A 16,556-nucleotide genomic window follows, 5' to 3' on the forward strand; every position below is an offset into this window, starting at 1 on the left:
ATTACTGGTTGGTGATTTGAACGAAAAGGTTTTCAAGATCGTGCTGCGCTACAGAAACCTGGTACACATCGATGCCTTGCTGCACCAGCGCTTTATTGAGTTGCGCAGTGCGCTCCCTGCTCTCGAAACTCACGGAGAATTGCGTACCATTCACCTGCTGTACGGGAAATTCAGTCAGAAGCGCCGCAGCCTTCTTAGCATCGCTCACTTCAACTGTGATCAGTGCTTTGTTGGCCTGGAGACGTTGCAGTTCCTGCATGGATCCCTGGAACAGCAAGGCTCCCTTGTGAATGATGCCGATATGCGTGGCCATCTTTTCCATTTCAGTCAAAAGGTGACTACTCACCAGGATGGTTTTTCCCTGTTCTTTATTCAATGATTTGATCAGTTCCCTGGTTTCGATGATTCCGCTGGGATCGAGGCCGTTTGTGGGCTCGTCCAGCACCAGCAGTTCGGGTTCGTTCAGCAGGGCAACGGCAATGGCTAATCGCTGTTTCATACCGAGTGAGTAAGCGCCCGCCTTTTTGCCTGCGGCATCGGTGAGGCCTACTATGCGCAGGACCTCAGCGATGCGGTTCCGCGGGCATCCGGAACTGAGCCGGAATACTTCCAGGTTCTCTTTCCCGGTAAGATGAAGATAGATGGAGGGCGATTCTATCAACGCTCCGATCCGCTTCATAATGGGGATGCGATGTGTGGCTATACTTTCCCCGAAGATCTTTATATCGCCTTTTTGATTTTTCAGTAAGCCCAGGATCAACCTGAGCGTAGTGGTCTTTCCCGCTCCGTTAGGGCCGAGAAAGCCATAAATACTGCCTGCAGGTACTTGCAGGTTCAACTGGCGAAGGATGGGTTGCCCGGACCGGAACGTATAGTCCAGTCGCTGGGTTTCAACAAGAATGTTTTGCATGCTATTTCTTTTGGATAACGCTTTTGAGTTGCTGGCCTGTGAGTTGAAGGGAACTGCTGGAATCCACGTTCAGAACCAGGTTGCCGATATTGCTGCTACCGATATCCAGCCTCGAATTGTTTTTCAGGTCCAATTCCATTTCCAGGGCATTCAGGTTACGGCTGAATCCAAAGTGGGAGCGGTCGCCGGTAAGTGTGATCTTACGGAAACGAACACCCGAACTATCCCTGATGTCGTCATTGATGGAACTATTGATGAGTTGCAGACTGATTCCTTCCGGCCTGGCCAGCTTACTATCAGCACTAAGTGTTGCGCCACAATTCTCAATCATCGCGGTGTAAGCGGCAGGCAGGTATAGCCATACGGAATTTTGCCGGGGCAGGTATACCTGTTCCTTTCTATTCCTGGGTTCGTTGCCATTGTTCCGGACACTGTCTGCATAGATCAGCAACATATCTCCATCGATACTGAATTTTACAGGCTCTGCATTTTCTGCTGTAGCCACTTCTGCGTAAAGTGAATCCGATGGGATAATGTAAAGAGATCGCAGGTCCCTGATGGTAATATTTTTAATGCCTGGAAATGTTTTGGTGATCATACCCGCCTTCATATCCAGCCTGGTGAAATTTCCTGACTTGTATTTGAAGATGATCGTGGCCACCACCAGCGCAGGAATGAGAATGAGAAGGCCGAAGATCAGCGCGATTATTTTATTGCTCGTTTTCATGCGAAGTGTTGTTTCTTGTAATGATCAAAACGGGGTTTCAGTTCTTCCGCATCCATCCCCAACAGGTACATATTGCGGAATACCTGCGGCAGTTCTTTTTCCAGGAAAGCGTCTTTCCGGTAATGCAGCGCCTGTTGCAATGCTTCCGGCGCAACAAAATAGCCGATGCCCCGCTGATTCTGGATGATCTCCTGCTGCTGCAGGAAATCGTAACTGCGCATGACAGTATTGGGATTCACTTCCAGTTGCACGGCCAGTTCACGCACGGATGGCACCCGCTCCCCGGGTTTCCATTCCTTCAGCAGGATACGCTCGCAAACGTAGTCCGCAATCTGGAGGTATATAGCTTGTGATTCTCGGAATTGCATGATGAATATTTTAAATCCTCAGATCTCTTTTTCTTTGAGCCTGTGAAAAGATGCCAGCCATAACAATGGCGGAAAACCATATTGCAGCAGGTACTTGCCGGTGTAGATCAGCCAGGCTGGTAAAGTGATCAACGCTTCACCGGAAGCATCAACAACTTTGTAAGCCAACAGCCCCTCATCTGCGAAATCACCCTTCGGCACCAGGTTGGTAGCTGTAAGGAAAATGCTGAGCCAGTACAGGAGACCAACAACCAGCAACAGGATGAATGTTTTGATGAAACTGAATTTGCTGAAGAAAATTGAACCCGCCATGAAAACAGATTGCACAGCAAAATAGGCCAGCATTACATAGTATAGGAATGTGTATGGTACGGGCTCTCCCATGAACTCGTCCGAGCTGAACACATTACCCAGTTTCACCCAGTCATATTCCTTATCATATGCCGTTGCCACAAAATTACTTTTGGCAATGGGGTTGAATACCTGCAGGGTGATGATATCAACCAGGTAGAACACGAGTGTGTAACTGATGAAGAAAAGCACCACAGAATATAAAATGGCCACCAGCAGTTTCTCCAGGTGCGATGCCGGCACACTGAGATAATTAATACCCTTCCCCCTGGAGCCAAGGGAACTGAAAATAGTACTGGCATACAAACAACCACTGGCAAACAATACAAAATAGTAAGTGCCGATCTGCATCTGAACGGGAATGGCGGTTTCCCTTTTCTGCATCAGGAACAAAAAGATGAACCATAACAACACCAGGCCGCCAATAGCACTCAGGCTAAGTATATACCGCTGCCTGTTCTCCACCCAGTGCCTGCCCACCAGCAACCTGAATCTTGAAAAATCGAATACCTGATTCATGAATAATTTTTTCTTGGTTGAACAATGTTGATCAGGCTGCGAATGCCTGCTGTACCTGCTCACGGTTAAGAATAATTGCTTTATACAATAGTTCCAGATCCAGCTTGCTCTCGAGTTCCCCATCATTCTTCAGGATCACGGAATGTCCGCGCAATGCGGCTTCGGCATAAATTGCCCGTTTCACTTCTTCGGGATCGAAGCTTACGGAGAACTGCAGCTTACGGCTTATGTCTTCGATAGTCTGATCAAACAGGATGCGGCCCTCATCGATGATAGTGATACGGTCTATCAGGCTCTCCAGGTCTTTCACCTGGTGTGTGCTGATCACCATACATTTGTTCTCATCCAGCGCACCTGCCATCACCTTTCGGAACTGGCTCTTGCTCATGATGTCCAAACCATTGGTTGGCTCGTCCATTAATAATACAGATGCATTGGATGCCAGTCCGAAACTGATCAGCACTTTCTTCTTTTGCCCATAGCTCATATTGTGCAAACTGCTGTCTGTTGGGATGTCGAATTCCTCTACATATTTATTGAACTGCTCCACACTGAATCGTGGATAAAATGGCGCCTGGTATTTCAGCAAATGTTTGAGCGGAACATCGCTCATATAAAACTCTTCCGGCACCATGAATACTTCCTGCAGGAAGGCGGGCAATCGTTTGCCGGGTGCAAAGCCCAGCACATCGATGGAACCCTGGTCAGGGAAAAGCAGACCGGCAATATTGCGAAGCAAAGTGCTCTTGCCTGTTCCGTTCTTGCCCAGCAATCCGTAAATATGACCGGACTGCAATTGCAGGTCGAGACCGGAAAACACTTTCCGTTTCCGGTAGGAGAAATGCAGATTTTGGACCTTGATCATCGTTTGTGTTTTAGTGTACTACTTCAATAGTACACCCAAACATAATATAGTTTTTTGGTTCCTGCAATTATTTTCGAAGATTTTATTGGCGGCCCAACACGGGTTTATTTTTTACGCAGAAAAAGCCGGATGAACGGAATGATGTACATTGCAAACCTGTTTTTGGCAGGGTCCACTGGTTGAGGAAATCTTTTATTAAACCGCTTTGTCATGTACTAAACTCGCCAGCGTTCCGTTAACTGCCTGATTAAAAGAACTTTATGAAAAAAGAACTCATCAGGGAGCAAGCTCTGGAATATCATTCCAAAGGAAGACCGGGCAAAATAGAAGTGATACCAACCAAAGAAGCAAAAACCCAGCGCGACCTTTCGCTGGCATATTCACCAGGCGTAGCAGAGCCCTGCAAAGAGATCGCCGCCAATCCCGAAAAAGTTTATCAGTATACCGCCAAGGGCAATCTCGTTGCTGTGATCAGCAACGGAACCGCCGTACTTGGTTTGGGCGATATCGGTCCTGAAGCCGGCAAGCCCGTGATGGAAGGAAAGGGTGTACTGTTCAAAATATTTGCAGACATCGATGTATTCGATATCGAGATCAACGAGAAAGACCCAGAGAAATTCGTGCAGATCGTGAAAGCGCTGGAGCCTACTTTCGGGGGTATCAATCTGGAGGACATCAAAGCGCCCGAGTGTTTCTACATTGAACAGAAATTGCGCGAAGAGATGAAGATCCCCGTGATGCACGATGACCAGCACGGCACCGCCATCATCTCCGCGGCAGCGTTGCTCAATGCACTCGAGATCCAAAAGAAGAAAATTGAAAAAGCATCCTTCGTGGTGAATGGCGCAGGCGCCGCAGCAATGGCCTGCGCTAAATTATATGTAAGCCTGGGAGCCCGTCCTGAAAACTTCCTTATGTTCGACCGTAAAGGTGTACTGCACAAAGACCGCGCAGACCTGGAAGGCGACAAGAAACAATTTGCCACTACTGATAAAGTGGGGATCACGCTTGCAGACGCGCTGAAAGATGCCGATGTTTTCATCGGGCTTAGCGTTGGAAACGTGGTAACCGGAGAGATGGTGAAGAGCATGGCGAAGAATCCCATCGTTTTTGCGATGGCCAATCCGGACCCGGAGATCGCTTATGATGTGGCTACTGCTGCACGTAAAGACATTATTATGGCAACCGGCCGCAGTGATTTTCCCAACCAGGTGAACAATGTACTCGGTTTCCCCTTCATTTTCCGCGGTGCGCTGGACGTTCGCGCCACGCAGATCAATGAAGCCATGAAACTGGCTGCAGTACGTGCTTTGGCGGAACTGGCCAGAACGCCGGTGCCCGATATCGTGAACACCGCCTACAACGAAAAGAATATCGTTTTCGGCCCTGAATACATCATTCCCAAACCACTCGATCCACGCCTGCTGGCAACTGTTTCTCCGGCCGTGGCAAAAGCAGCGATCGAGAGCGGCGTGGCGCAGGCAACCATCGATAACTGGGATGATTATGCGATAGAGCTGAACAAACGCCTGGGGCTAGACAACCAGGTGATGCGCGTACTCGGCAGCAAAGCCCGCAAGGACCCCAAACGTATCGTATTTGCAGAAGCAGACAATGTGAAGATCCTGAAAGCCGCACAGATCGCTTATGATGAAGGTATCGCATACCCCATCCTGTTAGGTGATGAGAAAAAGATCAGGACCATCGCCGCCGGCAATAAGATCGATATAGAGGAAATGCCCATCATCGATCCGCGCAACGACGACCAGGAAGAAAAAAGAAAAGAATACGGCGAGCTCTTCTTCAAAAAGCGCCAGCGCCGCGGTATCAATAAATATGAGTCCGCCAAAATGATGAAAGACCGAAACTACTACGGTTGCATGATGGTGGAAACCGGAGATGCCGATGGTATGATCTCCGGGCTCACCCGTAATTATCCTGATACTATCCGCCCTGCCCTGCAGGTGATCGGCACCGAAGAGAATGTGAAAAAGATCGCTGGCATGTACCTGCTGCTGACCAAGAAAGGGCCATTGTTCATGGCGGATACCACCGTGAACTTCAACCCTACAGCGGAAGAGCTGGCAGAGATCACGCTGATGGCCGCCAGGGAAGTGCGCAACTTCAACCTCACTCCGCGCATCGCATTGCTCAGCTATTCCAATTTCGGCAGCAGCGACAGTCCTGAAGCCAGGCTGATGAGCAAGGCCCGCGAGATCATCAAACAAAAGGACTCCACCCTGATGGTGGACGGTGAAATGCAAGCCAGTGTAGCATTCAATCAGGATATCCTCCGTGAGAACTATCCGTTCAGCGAGCTGGTAGGCCAGGAAGTGAATACCCTCATCTTCCCCAACCTGGCAGCCGGTAACGTGGCATATAATTTATTGAAGGAAGTAGGTGGCGCCGATGCTATCGGGCCGATCCTGCTTGGACTGAAGAAGCCCGTGCATGTACTGCAACTGGGCAGCAGCGTGAGAAGTATTTATAATATGACGCTGGTAACAGTGATCGACGCACAGTTGAAATGCGGAAAGCACAGCCAGGAAGCCATCAGGAAATCTCCCTGGTGGAAGCGGAACAAAAAGTAAGCTTGGCAATAAATCACTAATTTTAGCCGGTTATTGCTGTTGACACCTGTATAGAATTGTAGCTATGACGTTATTTACAGAATTTGGCCGTTACCTGCTGATGATCAAAGGCATGTTTTCCAAACCGGAAAATGGCAAGATGTATTGGAAAGAACTCATGCACCAATGTGTTGAAATAGGCATTGGTTCGTTGGGCATTGTGGTGATCATCTCCTTCTTCATGGGTGCGGTATCCGCACTGCAGACCGCTTACCAGCTGGTGAGCCCGGTAATTCCCAAGAGCACCATTGCACAGATCGTGCGCGATACCGTGATCCTGGAATTCTCCCCCACCCTGGTTTGTATTGTACTGGCCGGAGTGGTGGGCAGTAAGATTGCCAGTGAGCTCGGCAATATGCGCGTGAGCGAACAGATAGATGCATTGGAGATCATGGGCATCAACACCAAAGCCTACCTGGTGATGCCGAAGATCCTGGCCGCATTGATCATGATCCCTTTACTGGTAGTGATCTCGATGGCACTCGGTATCTATGGTGGCCGGCTGGCCGGTGTACTCAGCGGCATCCTGTCACCTGCACAATATGATAAAGGACTACTCAGCAATTATCAATCCTACAATGTGTTCTTTGCGATGGTCAAGGCTTACACCTTCTCGTTCATCATTTCCAGTATTCCCGCCTATTACGGCTACTACGTACAAGGTGGCGCGCTGGAGATCGGCCGGAGCAGCACCAAGTCTGTTGTGGTAAGCTGTGTAACTATCCTGTTTGCAGACTATGTACTGGCAGCATTGCTGTTACAATAAATTTCCCCTGCATGATTGAAGTAAAAAATCTAAAGAAAGGTTTCGGAGATAAAACGGTCATCAATGATGTGAGCGTAGTGATGCAGGCAGGTAAATGCAACCTCATCATCGGTGCCAGTGGCAGCGGCAAAACGGTTTTTATGAAATGCCTGGTGGGATTGTTTACTCCTGACAGTGGTGAGATCCTTTATGATGGTCAGAACTTCACCAATATGGATAATGAAGCCCGGAAAGAAGTTCGCAAACAAATTGGTATGCTCTTCCAGGGCTCTGCTCTGTTCGACAGCCTGACCGTGGAACAAAATATCATGTTCCCCCTCAATATGTTCACCAACGAAAGTTTCCAACAGAAACTGAAACGGGTAAACGAAGTGCTGGAAAGGGTGAACCTGAAAGACGTGAACAAGAAATTCCCCGCCGAACTCTCCGGCGGTATGAAAAAAAGGGTGGGCATTGCACGGGCCATAGTTCTCAACCCGAAATACCTGTTCTGCGATGAGCCCAACTCCGGCCTCGATCCCCAGACATCACTGGTGATCGATAAACTCATCAACGAGATCACGCAAGAATACAATATCACCACCATCATCAACACCCATGATATGAACTCCGTGATGGAGATCGGAAACCATATCATCTACATGCACAAAGGCGTGAAAGAATGGGAAGGAAGTAACAAAGAGATCATATTCAGTAAAAACGAACTGCTGAATGAGTTCATTTTTGCTTCCGAATTCCTGAAAGACGCCAAGGACATGCGGATGCTGGAACAAACAGGCAGGATCGATAACAACAGGAATATGGACGACCTGATCAAATAACCCGTCCCCTTCCTTTCCATCTTGACCCATTTCCCTTACTTTTGCCCAACTTTTAAATACCCGCTATGAGCATTTTAGTGAATAAACAATCCAAAATACTGGTGCAGGGCTTTACCGGTACGGAAGGCACTTTCCACGCTGTGCAGATGATCGAATACGGAACCAATGTTGTGGGCGGCGTTACCCCCAATAAAGGTGGTACAACCCACCTGGACAGGCCCGTGTTCAACACCGTAGCTGATGCCGTAAAAGAAACCGGCGCGAATGTTTCCATTATTTTCGTTCCACCTGCATTTGCAGCTGATGCTATCATGGAAGCAGCAGAAGCCGGTATCGGCCTCGTGATCTGTATCACGGAAGGCATTCCTGTTCAGGACATGGTGAAAGCCAAACTGTACCTGCAGGGAACCAAAACAAGGCTGATCGGGCCCAACTGTCCTGGTGTGATCACAGCGGGCGAATGCAAAGTAGGTATCATGCCTGGCTTCGTATTCAAAACCGGCAAGATCGGTATCGTATCCAAATCAGGTACCCTCACATATGAAGCTGCCGACCAGGTGGCGAAAGCCGGACTGGGCGTATCTACTGCAGTGGGTATCGGCGGTGATCCCATCATCGGGACCACTACCAAAGAAGCGCTCGAACTCTTCATGAATGACGCAGAAACTGAAGCGATCGTAATGATCGGAGAGATCGGCGGCGGCATGGAAGCTGAAGCTGCACGCTGGTATAAAGATCAGCCCAACAAGAAACCTGTTGTTGGTTTCATTGCTGGTCAAACCGCTCCTCCAGGCCGCAGGATGGGCCATGCAGGCGCTATCATTGGCGGTGCAGAAGATACTGCCGAAGCCAAGATGGCCATCCTTGCAGAATGCGGCATCAACGTAGTGAAAAGCCCCGCAGATATCGGCGCTACCATTGCAAAAGTGATCAAAAAATAAGCGAAAGCTGAACCCGATATTGAAAAAGGATGAACGCACTGTTCATCCTTTTTTCATGTGCCTGCACCAACAGACTTTCTGCCACACAGAATGCCAGCAGGAGCGGGTTAAGGCGGAGCGGTCTCCTGCGCCGGTTTATTTTCTCAACCGCGAAGCCTTATCCCCTCCGGCAAAGGAAATTTCGTAAATTACAGGTACCCCTCCTCCCTGGTCCCGCAACTAAATTTATGGTGTATGAAACATGTTTACCTGCTTCTATTTATAGCATGTTATGCTCCCCTGAACCTGCAAGCGCAGCAATGTCCGCGGATAGTAGGTATTATGGCCAACGGATGCGGCACAGGTATACAGGAAAACCGCAATGAATTTATCATTCTGATTAACGGCAACAAGCCGCTTAATGTGAATGATCTCAATATCATCCTTCCTCAAAACGGAGCCATTACAGCTTCCAATGACGACGACTTCGCCGCCAATACAGGTGCCGTACCCACTGGCGGTTGTATCTCAACGGTAGACGATGGGGCCATCATACCACCCAATATTCCTTTCGTGATCTTCATGTCTAACCTGGTGGATGTAGTGTATGATTTCTCTTCGCTCTGCGAACAATACGGCTCCGTATACCTGCTGTACCGGAACCTGCTTGAGCCGTCCCTGCCAACTTTTTTGAGCCAAAGCAACGCTGACACCATTAAAACTGTCACACTCGCGGTAAACAATCTCGCGGCCTGTTATGCCAATTTCACCTGGAAGCAGCAGTTGAAAAGGCAAAGCTCCAGGGATGGCGACTTCTACCGGTTCCCCGAGCCGGTAGATGGCAAAAGCGTGAGCAATGGATTTGTGAATAACGGTTGTGCATCCCCGGTACTGTACCAGCCCTCAAATCCATTGTCGGGGTTCGCCGCCAACTACGTTGAACCCAGCGTACAGCTCAACTGGACCACCGCCATGGAACTGGACGCTGTTTACTTTGAAGTGAACAGGAGTATCGATGGTTACAATTTTGCCAATGCAGGCACCGTAAAGGCACAAGGCGCAGCAGGATCGCTTACCCGGTACAGTTATAATGATCCGGGACCTATACTCCGGAGAACTTATTACCGGTTAAGGATCGTGGACAGACAGGGGAATTCCGTCTATTCCAGGACCATCAGTGTACGCGCGGGAAACAGTGGCATAACACTGAACAACCTGTACCCCAATCCTGTAACCGATGTGCTGATCGTTGACTGGACGGGGACCAGCAGTGTGAAAACACAGTTGTCTATCCGCAGCCTGGGAGGAAAGATCCTTCAAACCAATACGGTAACAACTGTACAGGGCTTCAACCAGTACAGGCTGAACACTGCACAACTCAGTCCCGGTCAGTATTTTCTGAGCCTGGACTATGAGAATGATAACATAGTAGAGGTTTTCGTGAAGCGATGATTCGCTGAAGCTTAACCAGTCGGCAAGTCATATGGCCCCATGTTTGTACTGTAACAGCATCTTACATGGGGCCATAGGCTTTTTTTAACTTTTTGACGGTATGTAATCTTTTTTCATACCGCATCATTTACCTTGATTAAAATTTGAATGCATGTTGCTGAAAAAAATCCTGTTACTTATTCCATTATCCTTTTTATTGGTCCTAACCACTACAGCACAAAAAATGAATGCTTACGACAAACTATGGAAAAAAGTGGATTCCCTCCTCAACAAGAGCGGGCTCACTGAATCCGCACTCAAAGAAGTGAACAATATCTATGCACTGGCCAAAAAAGAGAAGAATGAACCGCAGCAGATCAAAGCGCTTACCTGGCGCATAGCACTCGACAGGGAAAAGCAGGAATCGGAACAGGCCGCCACAGCAGCTTTTGCCGCTTTCGATAAAGAGATTGCCGGCACTACCGGCAACACAAAAGCGATCCTGCAAAGTATTGCCGCCGGTAGTTACCGGCAGTATTACAATAACCAACGCTGGCGCCTGCGCAACCGGACGGCTACCGTCAACTTCGTAAAAGAAGATGTGAATACCTGGTCGGCAGATGATTTCCATAAAAAGATCACAGAGCTTTTCCAGGCATCTCTTTCCAATGAAGCGCAACTGCAGCAGACCAAACTGAGCGGTTATGACGCCATCATCCGCAAAGGCAATGTACGCGAACTGCGCCCCACCCTTTTCGACCTGCTGGCCCATCGTGCGCTCGATTATTTCAAATCCGATGACCGCAATATCACACGTCCCGCTTATCTTTTCGAGATCAATCAGCCCGAAGCACTGGCTGAGGTGAACAGTTTTGTGTCGGCCAAATTCCAGACCAAAGATGATCTGTCAAACCAGTTCAAAGCGCTTCAGCTCTTCCAGCGCCTGCTGAAATTCCACCTCAATGATGCAAAGCCTGAAGCATTGGTGGACGCAGATATCGAACGTATCGAATTCGCCAACACCTATGGCACCATGCCCAATAAAGATGAACTGTACAAACAGGCATTGGAAAAGCTGACGGCTAAATATGGCCGCCAGCCATTTGCCGCACAGGCATGGTACCTGCTGGCCAGTTACTATTCCGGCCTTGCAGGCAGTTACAATGCACAGTCTGATACAACGCATCGCTATGAATACCTGAAAGCAGTGTCCATCCTCAACCAGGTGCTGGAAGACAAAACCCCTTCCGAAGGAAGGGCCAATAGTTACAATCTCCTGCAACAGATCAAACAACCCTTCCTCGGACTACAGGCAGAGAAAGTGAATGTGCCGGCTCAAAACTTCAGGGCCCTGGTCACTTTCAGGAATATCACCCAATTACAGGCACGCATCATCAAAGTGAATGCTGATGAGCTCGATGATAACCACTGGGACGATAAATACTGGAGCAAACTCATCAAACAGCCTGTATTCAAAACCTTCGTGCAACGCCTTCCGGACACGAAAGACTATCAGCAACATACAACCGAAATCCCGGTTGCCGGCCTTCCCGTTGGCAAATACATCCTCCTGGTAAGTCCGGATGAATTCTCCCTCACCAGGCCGATGGCTGCACAACATTTCTATGTTTCCAATATCGCTTACATTTCAAGTGAGCACAATCACCATGTACTGAACAGAACAACCGGTGAGCCCATCGCCCGTGCTGCCGTTCAGATCTGGAACAGGTATTATGATTATAAGGCCAGCAAGTACCAGGACAGGAGAGGCGAGCAATTTGTAACCGATCAGTACGGAGGTTTCACCGTGTCCCGCTCAAAAACAAGGGATGACAACCAGTACCGGATCGAGATCAGCGCAGGCGATGATCGCCTGGCCATACATGACTATCAATACAATGGCTCCTACAATCCGAATGATCATATTCAAAAAGAGACCAACAGCACTTTCCTCTTCACAGACCGCGCTATCTACCGTCCCGGTCAGATCGTGTATGTGAAAGGGATAATGGTGAACAGGAACAATGAGCGTAAACAATCATCCATCATCACCAATCGCGCTACTGCGCTGGACCTGATGGATGCAAACGGACAGAAAGTGACCAGCATACCTGTAACCACCAATGCCTACGGCTCCTATTCCGCCCGCTTCACATTGCCCACCGGTTTGCTCAATGGTAACTTCAGGATTGTGGACACATTCACCAAATCAGATGTGAACTTCAATGTGGAAGAATACAAGCGACCGAAATTTGAGGTCACAGTTGATCAGCCAACAGGCACTTACAGGCTCAATGAGACCATCACCGTGGAGGGAACTGCCAAAGCCTATGCCGGCAATAATATCGACGGAGCCAGCGTAAGCTATCGCGTGGTGCGCCGCAATATCTATCCTTTCTACGATTTTTATATGCCTAAGATCTGGCCTCCCGGCAGGATGGACGAAGTGGAGATCACCAATGGTACTACCACTACAGATGCCAATGGCAAATTCAAAGTAAGCTTCACGGCATTACCCGAGAGCAATGCCGATAAGAAATCGATGGTCAGGTTCATCTATCAAGTGAGTGCAGATGTAACAGATATCAATGGAGAGACCCGCAGCGGCAATACCAGTGTGAGCGTGGGTTTCCAGGCCCTGGTACTCAGTGTTGATGCAGGAAATGAATTACCCGTTGACAGTCTTTCTACCATCCGGATCAGCAGCAGCAATCTCAACGGCGCATTCGAGAAAGCAACCGTTACCTTGAATGCTTATCCGTTGCAAGTGCCCCAACGGCAGTTCCGCAGCCGTTACTGGGAACAACCCGATGAATTTGTATTGACGGAAGAAGAATACCACCGCCTCTTCCCCAATGATATTTATAAAGATGAGAACCAGCCATCCAAATGGCAGCGCGGCGCCAGTGTGCTGAACATTACTGACACCACCAGTGCCGATGGGAAATTCGCAACAGGCAAACTGAAACTGCCCGCAGGCTGGTATGTGATAGAAGTGACCACGAAAGATAAATTCGGAGAAGAAGTGAAGGCGCTCAAATACCTGCTGCTTTCCGCCGCCGCTGATCTTCATCCCGAAGCCTACTTCGCCATCGATTCGAAGAAGCAACCCTATGAACCGGGCCAGACAATTCAATACACCATCAAAACAAACCTGGGCAAGGCTTTTATCATCCGCGACCTGGTGAGGAAAGATGAAAAATATGTAAAGGATTTTATCAACCTTACACAGGGCCAACAATCCTTCACCATTCCCGTTACCGAAGAAGACCTCGGAAATACTGGCGTAACGATGGCATTTGTGAAGAACAACAGGATCTATACCGCCAGTGAAATGTTCGCGGTTCCATACAGCAACAAGGAATTGAAAATAACATACGAGACCTTCCGCGATAAAACATTGCCCGGCAGCCAGGAAAAATGGAAAGTGAAAATCAGTGGATCGAAGAATGAGAAAGTAGCGGCAGAAATGCTCACTGCAATGTATGATGCATCCCTTGATCAGTTTGTGGATCATAGCTGGAATACGCCTTCGCTCTATCCACAGGTTTATATGAACAAATACTGGAATGGCAGAACAAACTTTGCATCTGTGCAGGCCGACAGGAAAAATATCAATACGGATTATCAGAGTTTCCGAAAGGAGTATGATGAGCTGGAGATCGGGGAACAGGGTTATTACTATGGCATTCCTGGTGCGGCCCCGAAGACAATGTACATGCGCAAGAAAGTTGATCAGGGTGAAATGATGGTAGCAGGCGCTCCAGTTGTGGCAGAGTCCAGAGCAGAAGCAGGCAACAGTAATGATGAGGCTTTTGCCGTAGTTACTGATTCTGCAACAACAAGCAGGACAACTGCCCCGGCCGCATCACCATCCGTTCGCACCAATCTCAATGAAACTGCCTTCTTCCTTCCCGGGCTCCAGACAGATGCCGATGGCAATGTTGAATTCGCTTTCACCATGCCCGAAGCGCTCACAACCTGGAAATGGATGATCATGGCGCATACCAAAGAACTGGCCTTCGGTTACAGCACTAAGAACATTATCACACAGAAGGAACTAATGGTGCAACCCAATGCGCCGCGCTTCCTCCGCGAAGGCGACCGTATCGATTTCAGCACCAAGATCGTGAACCTGAGCGGCAAAGAACTCACAGGACAAGTACAGCTGCTGCTCATCGATCCATCCACCAATCAATCTGTGGATGGCTGGTTCAACAATGTAATGCCCAATCAATATTTCACTGTGGCAGCCGGACAAAGCACACCTGTAAGCTTTTCCATGCTGATCCCCTATCAATATAACCGTCCACTCACCTACCGCGTAGTGGCCGAGGCCAAAGGCGGAGAACAAACGCTTTCCGATGGAGAGCAAGCCATCCTGCCGGTTGTGAGTAATCGTATGTTGGTGACCGAAAGCCTGCCCCTCCCCATGCGCGGCAACGGCAGCAAGGATTTCAGCTTTACCAAATTGCTGCAGAGTGGAAGCAGCGAAACCCTGGGCCATCAATCGCTCACTGTTGAATTCACTACCAACCCCGCCTGGTATGCAGTACAATCACTGCCCTACCTGATGGAATATCCCTACGAATGTGCAGAACAACTGTTCAATCGTTACTATGCCAATGCACTTGCTACCAATATCGCCAATTCAACCCCAACACTGAAAGCCACCTTCGAGCGTTGGAAGAATGCCGATACCAGTGCTTTGCTCAGTAACCTGATGAAAAATGAAGAACTGAAATCAGTGCTGCTGCAGGAAACGCCCTGGGTATTGCAGGCACAGGACGAAACCAAACAGAAAAAACAGATCGGCCTGCTCTTCGATATGGTACGCATGAGCACCGAGCTGCAATCATCACTCAACAAACTGCTGGACCTGCAAAGCAGCAATGGCGGATTCGTTTGGTTCAAAGGCGGCCCTGACGACCGTTACATCAGCCAGTACATCGCAACAGGCATCGGCCGCTTAAGACAGCTCAAAGCTTTACCGAAAGATGCAGAAGGAATGACCGGGCTCATCGAAACCATCGTTCCCTATCTCGATAAGAAAATTAAAGAGGATTATGATTATCTCGTGAAGCATAAAATAAAGCTCACAGATAACAATCTCGGCTATACGCAGATCCAGTACCTCTATATGCGCAGCTTCTTCCCCGAGATCAAGGTCCCTGCCGCCAGCAAAACAGCTTACGATTATTATCGCAAGCAATCACAGCAGTTCTGGCTGAAGCAGAACCGTTATATGCAGGGTATGATCGCTATTGCACTGAACCGAACAGGCGACAAGACCATGCCCAAAGCCATCATGGCTTCCCTGAAAGAAAATGCGATCAGGAACGAAGAGATGGGCATGTACTGGAAAGAAACCAATACAGGTTACGGATATTACTGGCACCAGGCCCCGATAGAAAAACAGGCCCTGCTCATCGAAGCATTCAAGGAAGTAAGCAACGATACCAAAGCGGTGGAAGATGCAAAGACATGGTTGCTGAAACAAAAGCAAACACAGAACTGGCGCACCACCAAGGCCACTGCAGACGCCGTATACGCTTTGCTGCTGCAAGGCAATAACTGGCTCGCTTCCACGCCGGAAGTGCAGGTTAAGCTTGGCAAAGAAATCCTCCGCAGCAATGAAAAGAACCAGGAAGCGGGCACTGGATATTTCAAAGATGTAATAGAAGGCAGTAAGGTGAAACCCGAAATGGGCAAGATCAAAGTAACAGTTAACAATGCAGCCAACAGCGCCGCTCCCAGCTGGGGCTCCGTGTACTGGCAGTATTTCGAGGATATGGACAAGATCACTCATGCATCCACGCCGCTCAACCTGCAGAAAAAACTGTTCGTTGAAAAGCATTCAGACCGCGGTCCCGTTCTCCAGCCCATGAACGAAGGAGATATCTTAAAAGTAGGCGACAAAATAAAAGTTCGCATAGAACTGCGCGTTGACCGTGATATGGAATATGTTCACATGAAAGACATGCGCGCAAGTTGCATGGAACCCGTGAACGTGCTGAGCGGCTACAGGTACCAGGGCGGCCTCGGTTACTACGAAAGCACCAAAGATGCCAGCACCAATTTCTTCTTCGGATATCTCCGCAAGGGAACCTGGGTGTTCGAGTATCCCATGTTTGTGACCCATACCGGTAATTTCAGCAATGGCATTACCACCATCCAGTGCATGTATGCGCCTGAATTCACTTCACACTCCGAAGGAGTAAAAGTTGTGGTGGAAAAATAGACAGGGC

11 protein-coding genes are annotated in these 16,556 nt (G+C 48.9%); 6 read left to right on the forward strand and 5 right to left on the reverse strand.

Annotated elements, in window-relative coordinates:
- Window position 1: 1 nt before the first annotated feature.
- Genes D9Y29_RS07530 through D9Y29_RS07550 form a run of 5 tightly spaced genes read right to left on the reverse strand, consistent with a single transcriptional unit; the run spans window position 2 to window position 3,740 of the window.
- On the reverse strand, window positions 2-910 hold the full coding sequence (locus D9Y29_RS07530; RefSeq protein WP_127126601.1) for an ABC transporter ATP-binding protein: 909 nt from the start codon (window positions 908-910) through the stop codon (window positions 2-4).
- A 1-nt stretch (window position 911) separates the two neighbouring features.
- Window positions 912-1,637 carry a hypothetical protein gene (locus D9Y29_RS07535; RefSeq protein WP_127126603.1) on the reverse strand — a complete coding sequence of 242 codons (726 nt, stop codon included), beginning with the start codon at window positions 1,635-1,637 and terminating at the stop codon, window positions 912-914.
- Entirely contained in the window at window positions 1,634-2,005 is a 372-nt protein-coding gene (locus D9Y29_RS07540; RefSeq protein ID WP_127126605.1) for a GntR family transcriptional regulator, read from the reverse strand. The genes D9Y29_RS07535 and D9Y29_RS07540 overlap by 4 nt, the downstream gene beginning before the upstream one ends.
- A gap of 18 nt (window positions 2,006-2,023) precedes the next feature.
- A complete protein-coding gene (locus D9Y29_RS07545) occupies window positions 2,024-2,875 on the reverse strand; it encodes a hypothetical protein (protein WP_127126607.1) in 852 nt (283 codons plus the stop codon).
- Window positions 2,876-2,906: 31 nt separating this feature from the next.
- Complete coding sequence (locus tag D9Y29_RS07550) at window positions 2,907-3,740, reverse strand: ABC transporter ATP-binding protein (RefSeq protein WP_127126609.1); 834 nt, start codon at window positions 3,738-3,740, stop codon at window positions 2,907-2,909.
- A gap of 260 nt (window positions 3,741-4,000) precedes the next feature.
- Here D9Y29_RS07550 and D9Y29_RS07555 point away from each other — a divergent pair, with 260 nt between their 5' ends.
- The 6 genes from D9Y29_RS07555 (at window position 4,001) to D9Y29_RS07580 (ending at window position 16,549) form a co-directional block, all read left to right on the forward strand.
- A complete protein-coding gene (locus D9Y29_RS07555; RefSeq protein ID WP_127126611.1) occupies window positions 4,001-6,331 on the forward strand; it encodes an NADP-dependent malic enzyme in 2,331 nt (776 codons plus the stop codon).
- A gap of 64 nt (window positions 6,332-6,395) precedes the next feature.
- The gene (locus D9Y29_RS07560; RefSeq protein WP_127126613.1) at window positions 6,396-7,136 is read left to right on the forward strand and encodes an MlaE family ABC transporter permease; all 741 of its coding nucleotides are present in this window, start codon (window positions 6,396-6,398) and stop codon (window positions 7,134-7,136) included.
- A gap of 11 nt (window positions 7,137-7,147) precedes the next feature.
- Entirely contained in the window at window positions 7,148-7,957 is an 810-nt protein-coding gene (locus D9Y29_RS07565; protein ID WP_127126615.1) for an ABC transporter ATP-binding protein, read from the forward strand.
- A 65-nt stretch (window positions 7,958-8,022) separates the two neighbouring features.
- Entirely contained in the window at window positions 8,023-8,898 is an 876-nt protein-coding gene (gene sucD, locus D9Y29_RS07570) for a succinate--CoA ligase subunit alpha (protein ID WP_127126617.1), read from the forward strand.
- A 234-nt stretch (window positions 8,899-9,132) separates the two neighbouring features.
- Window positions 9,133-10,329 carry a T9SS type A sorting domain-containing protein gene (locus D9Y29_RS07575; RefSeq protein WP_127126619.1) on the forward strand — a complete coding sequence of 399 codons (1,197 nt, stop codon included), beginning with the start codon at window positions 9,133-9,135 and terminating at the stop codon, window positions 10,327-10,329.
- 151 nt (window positions 10,330-10,480) lie between these two features.
- Window positions 10,481-16,549 (forward strand): alpha-2-macroglobulin family protein, encoded by a 6,069-nt coding sequence (locus D9Y29_RS07580; RefSeq protein WP_127126621.1) that lies wholly within the window; start codon window positions 10,481-10,483, stop codon window positions 16,547-16,549.
- Window positions 16,550-16,556 lie beyond the last annotated feature (7 nt).

The sequence above is a fragment of the Pseudoflavitalea rhizosphaerae genome (assembly GCF_003991355.1).
Taxonomy (GTDB): Bacteria; Bacteroidota; Bacteroidia; order Chitinophagales; family Chitinophagaceae; genus Pseudobacter; species Pseudobacter rhizosphaerae.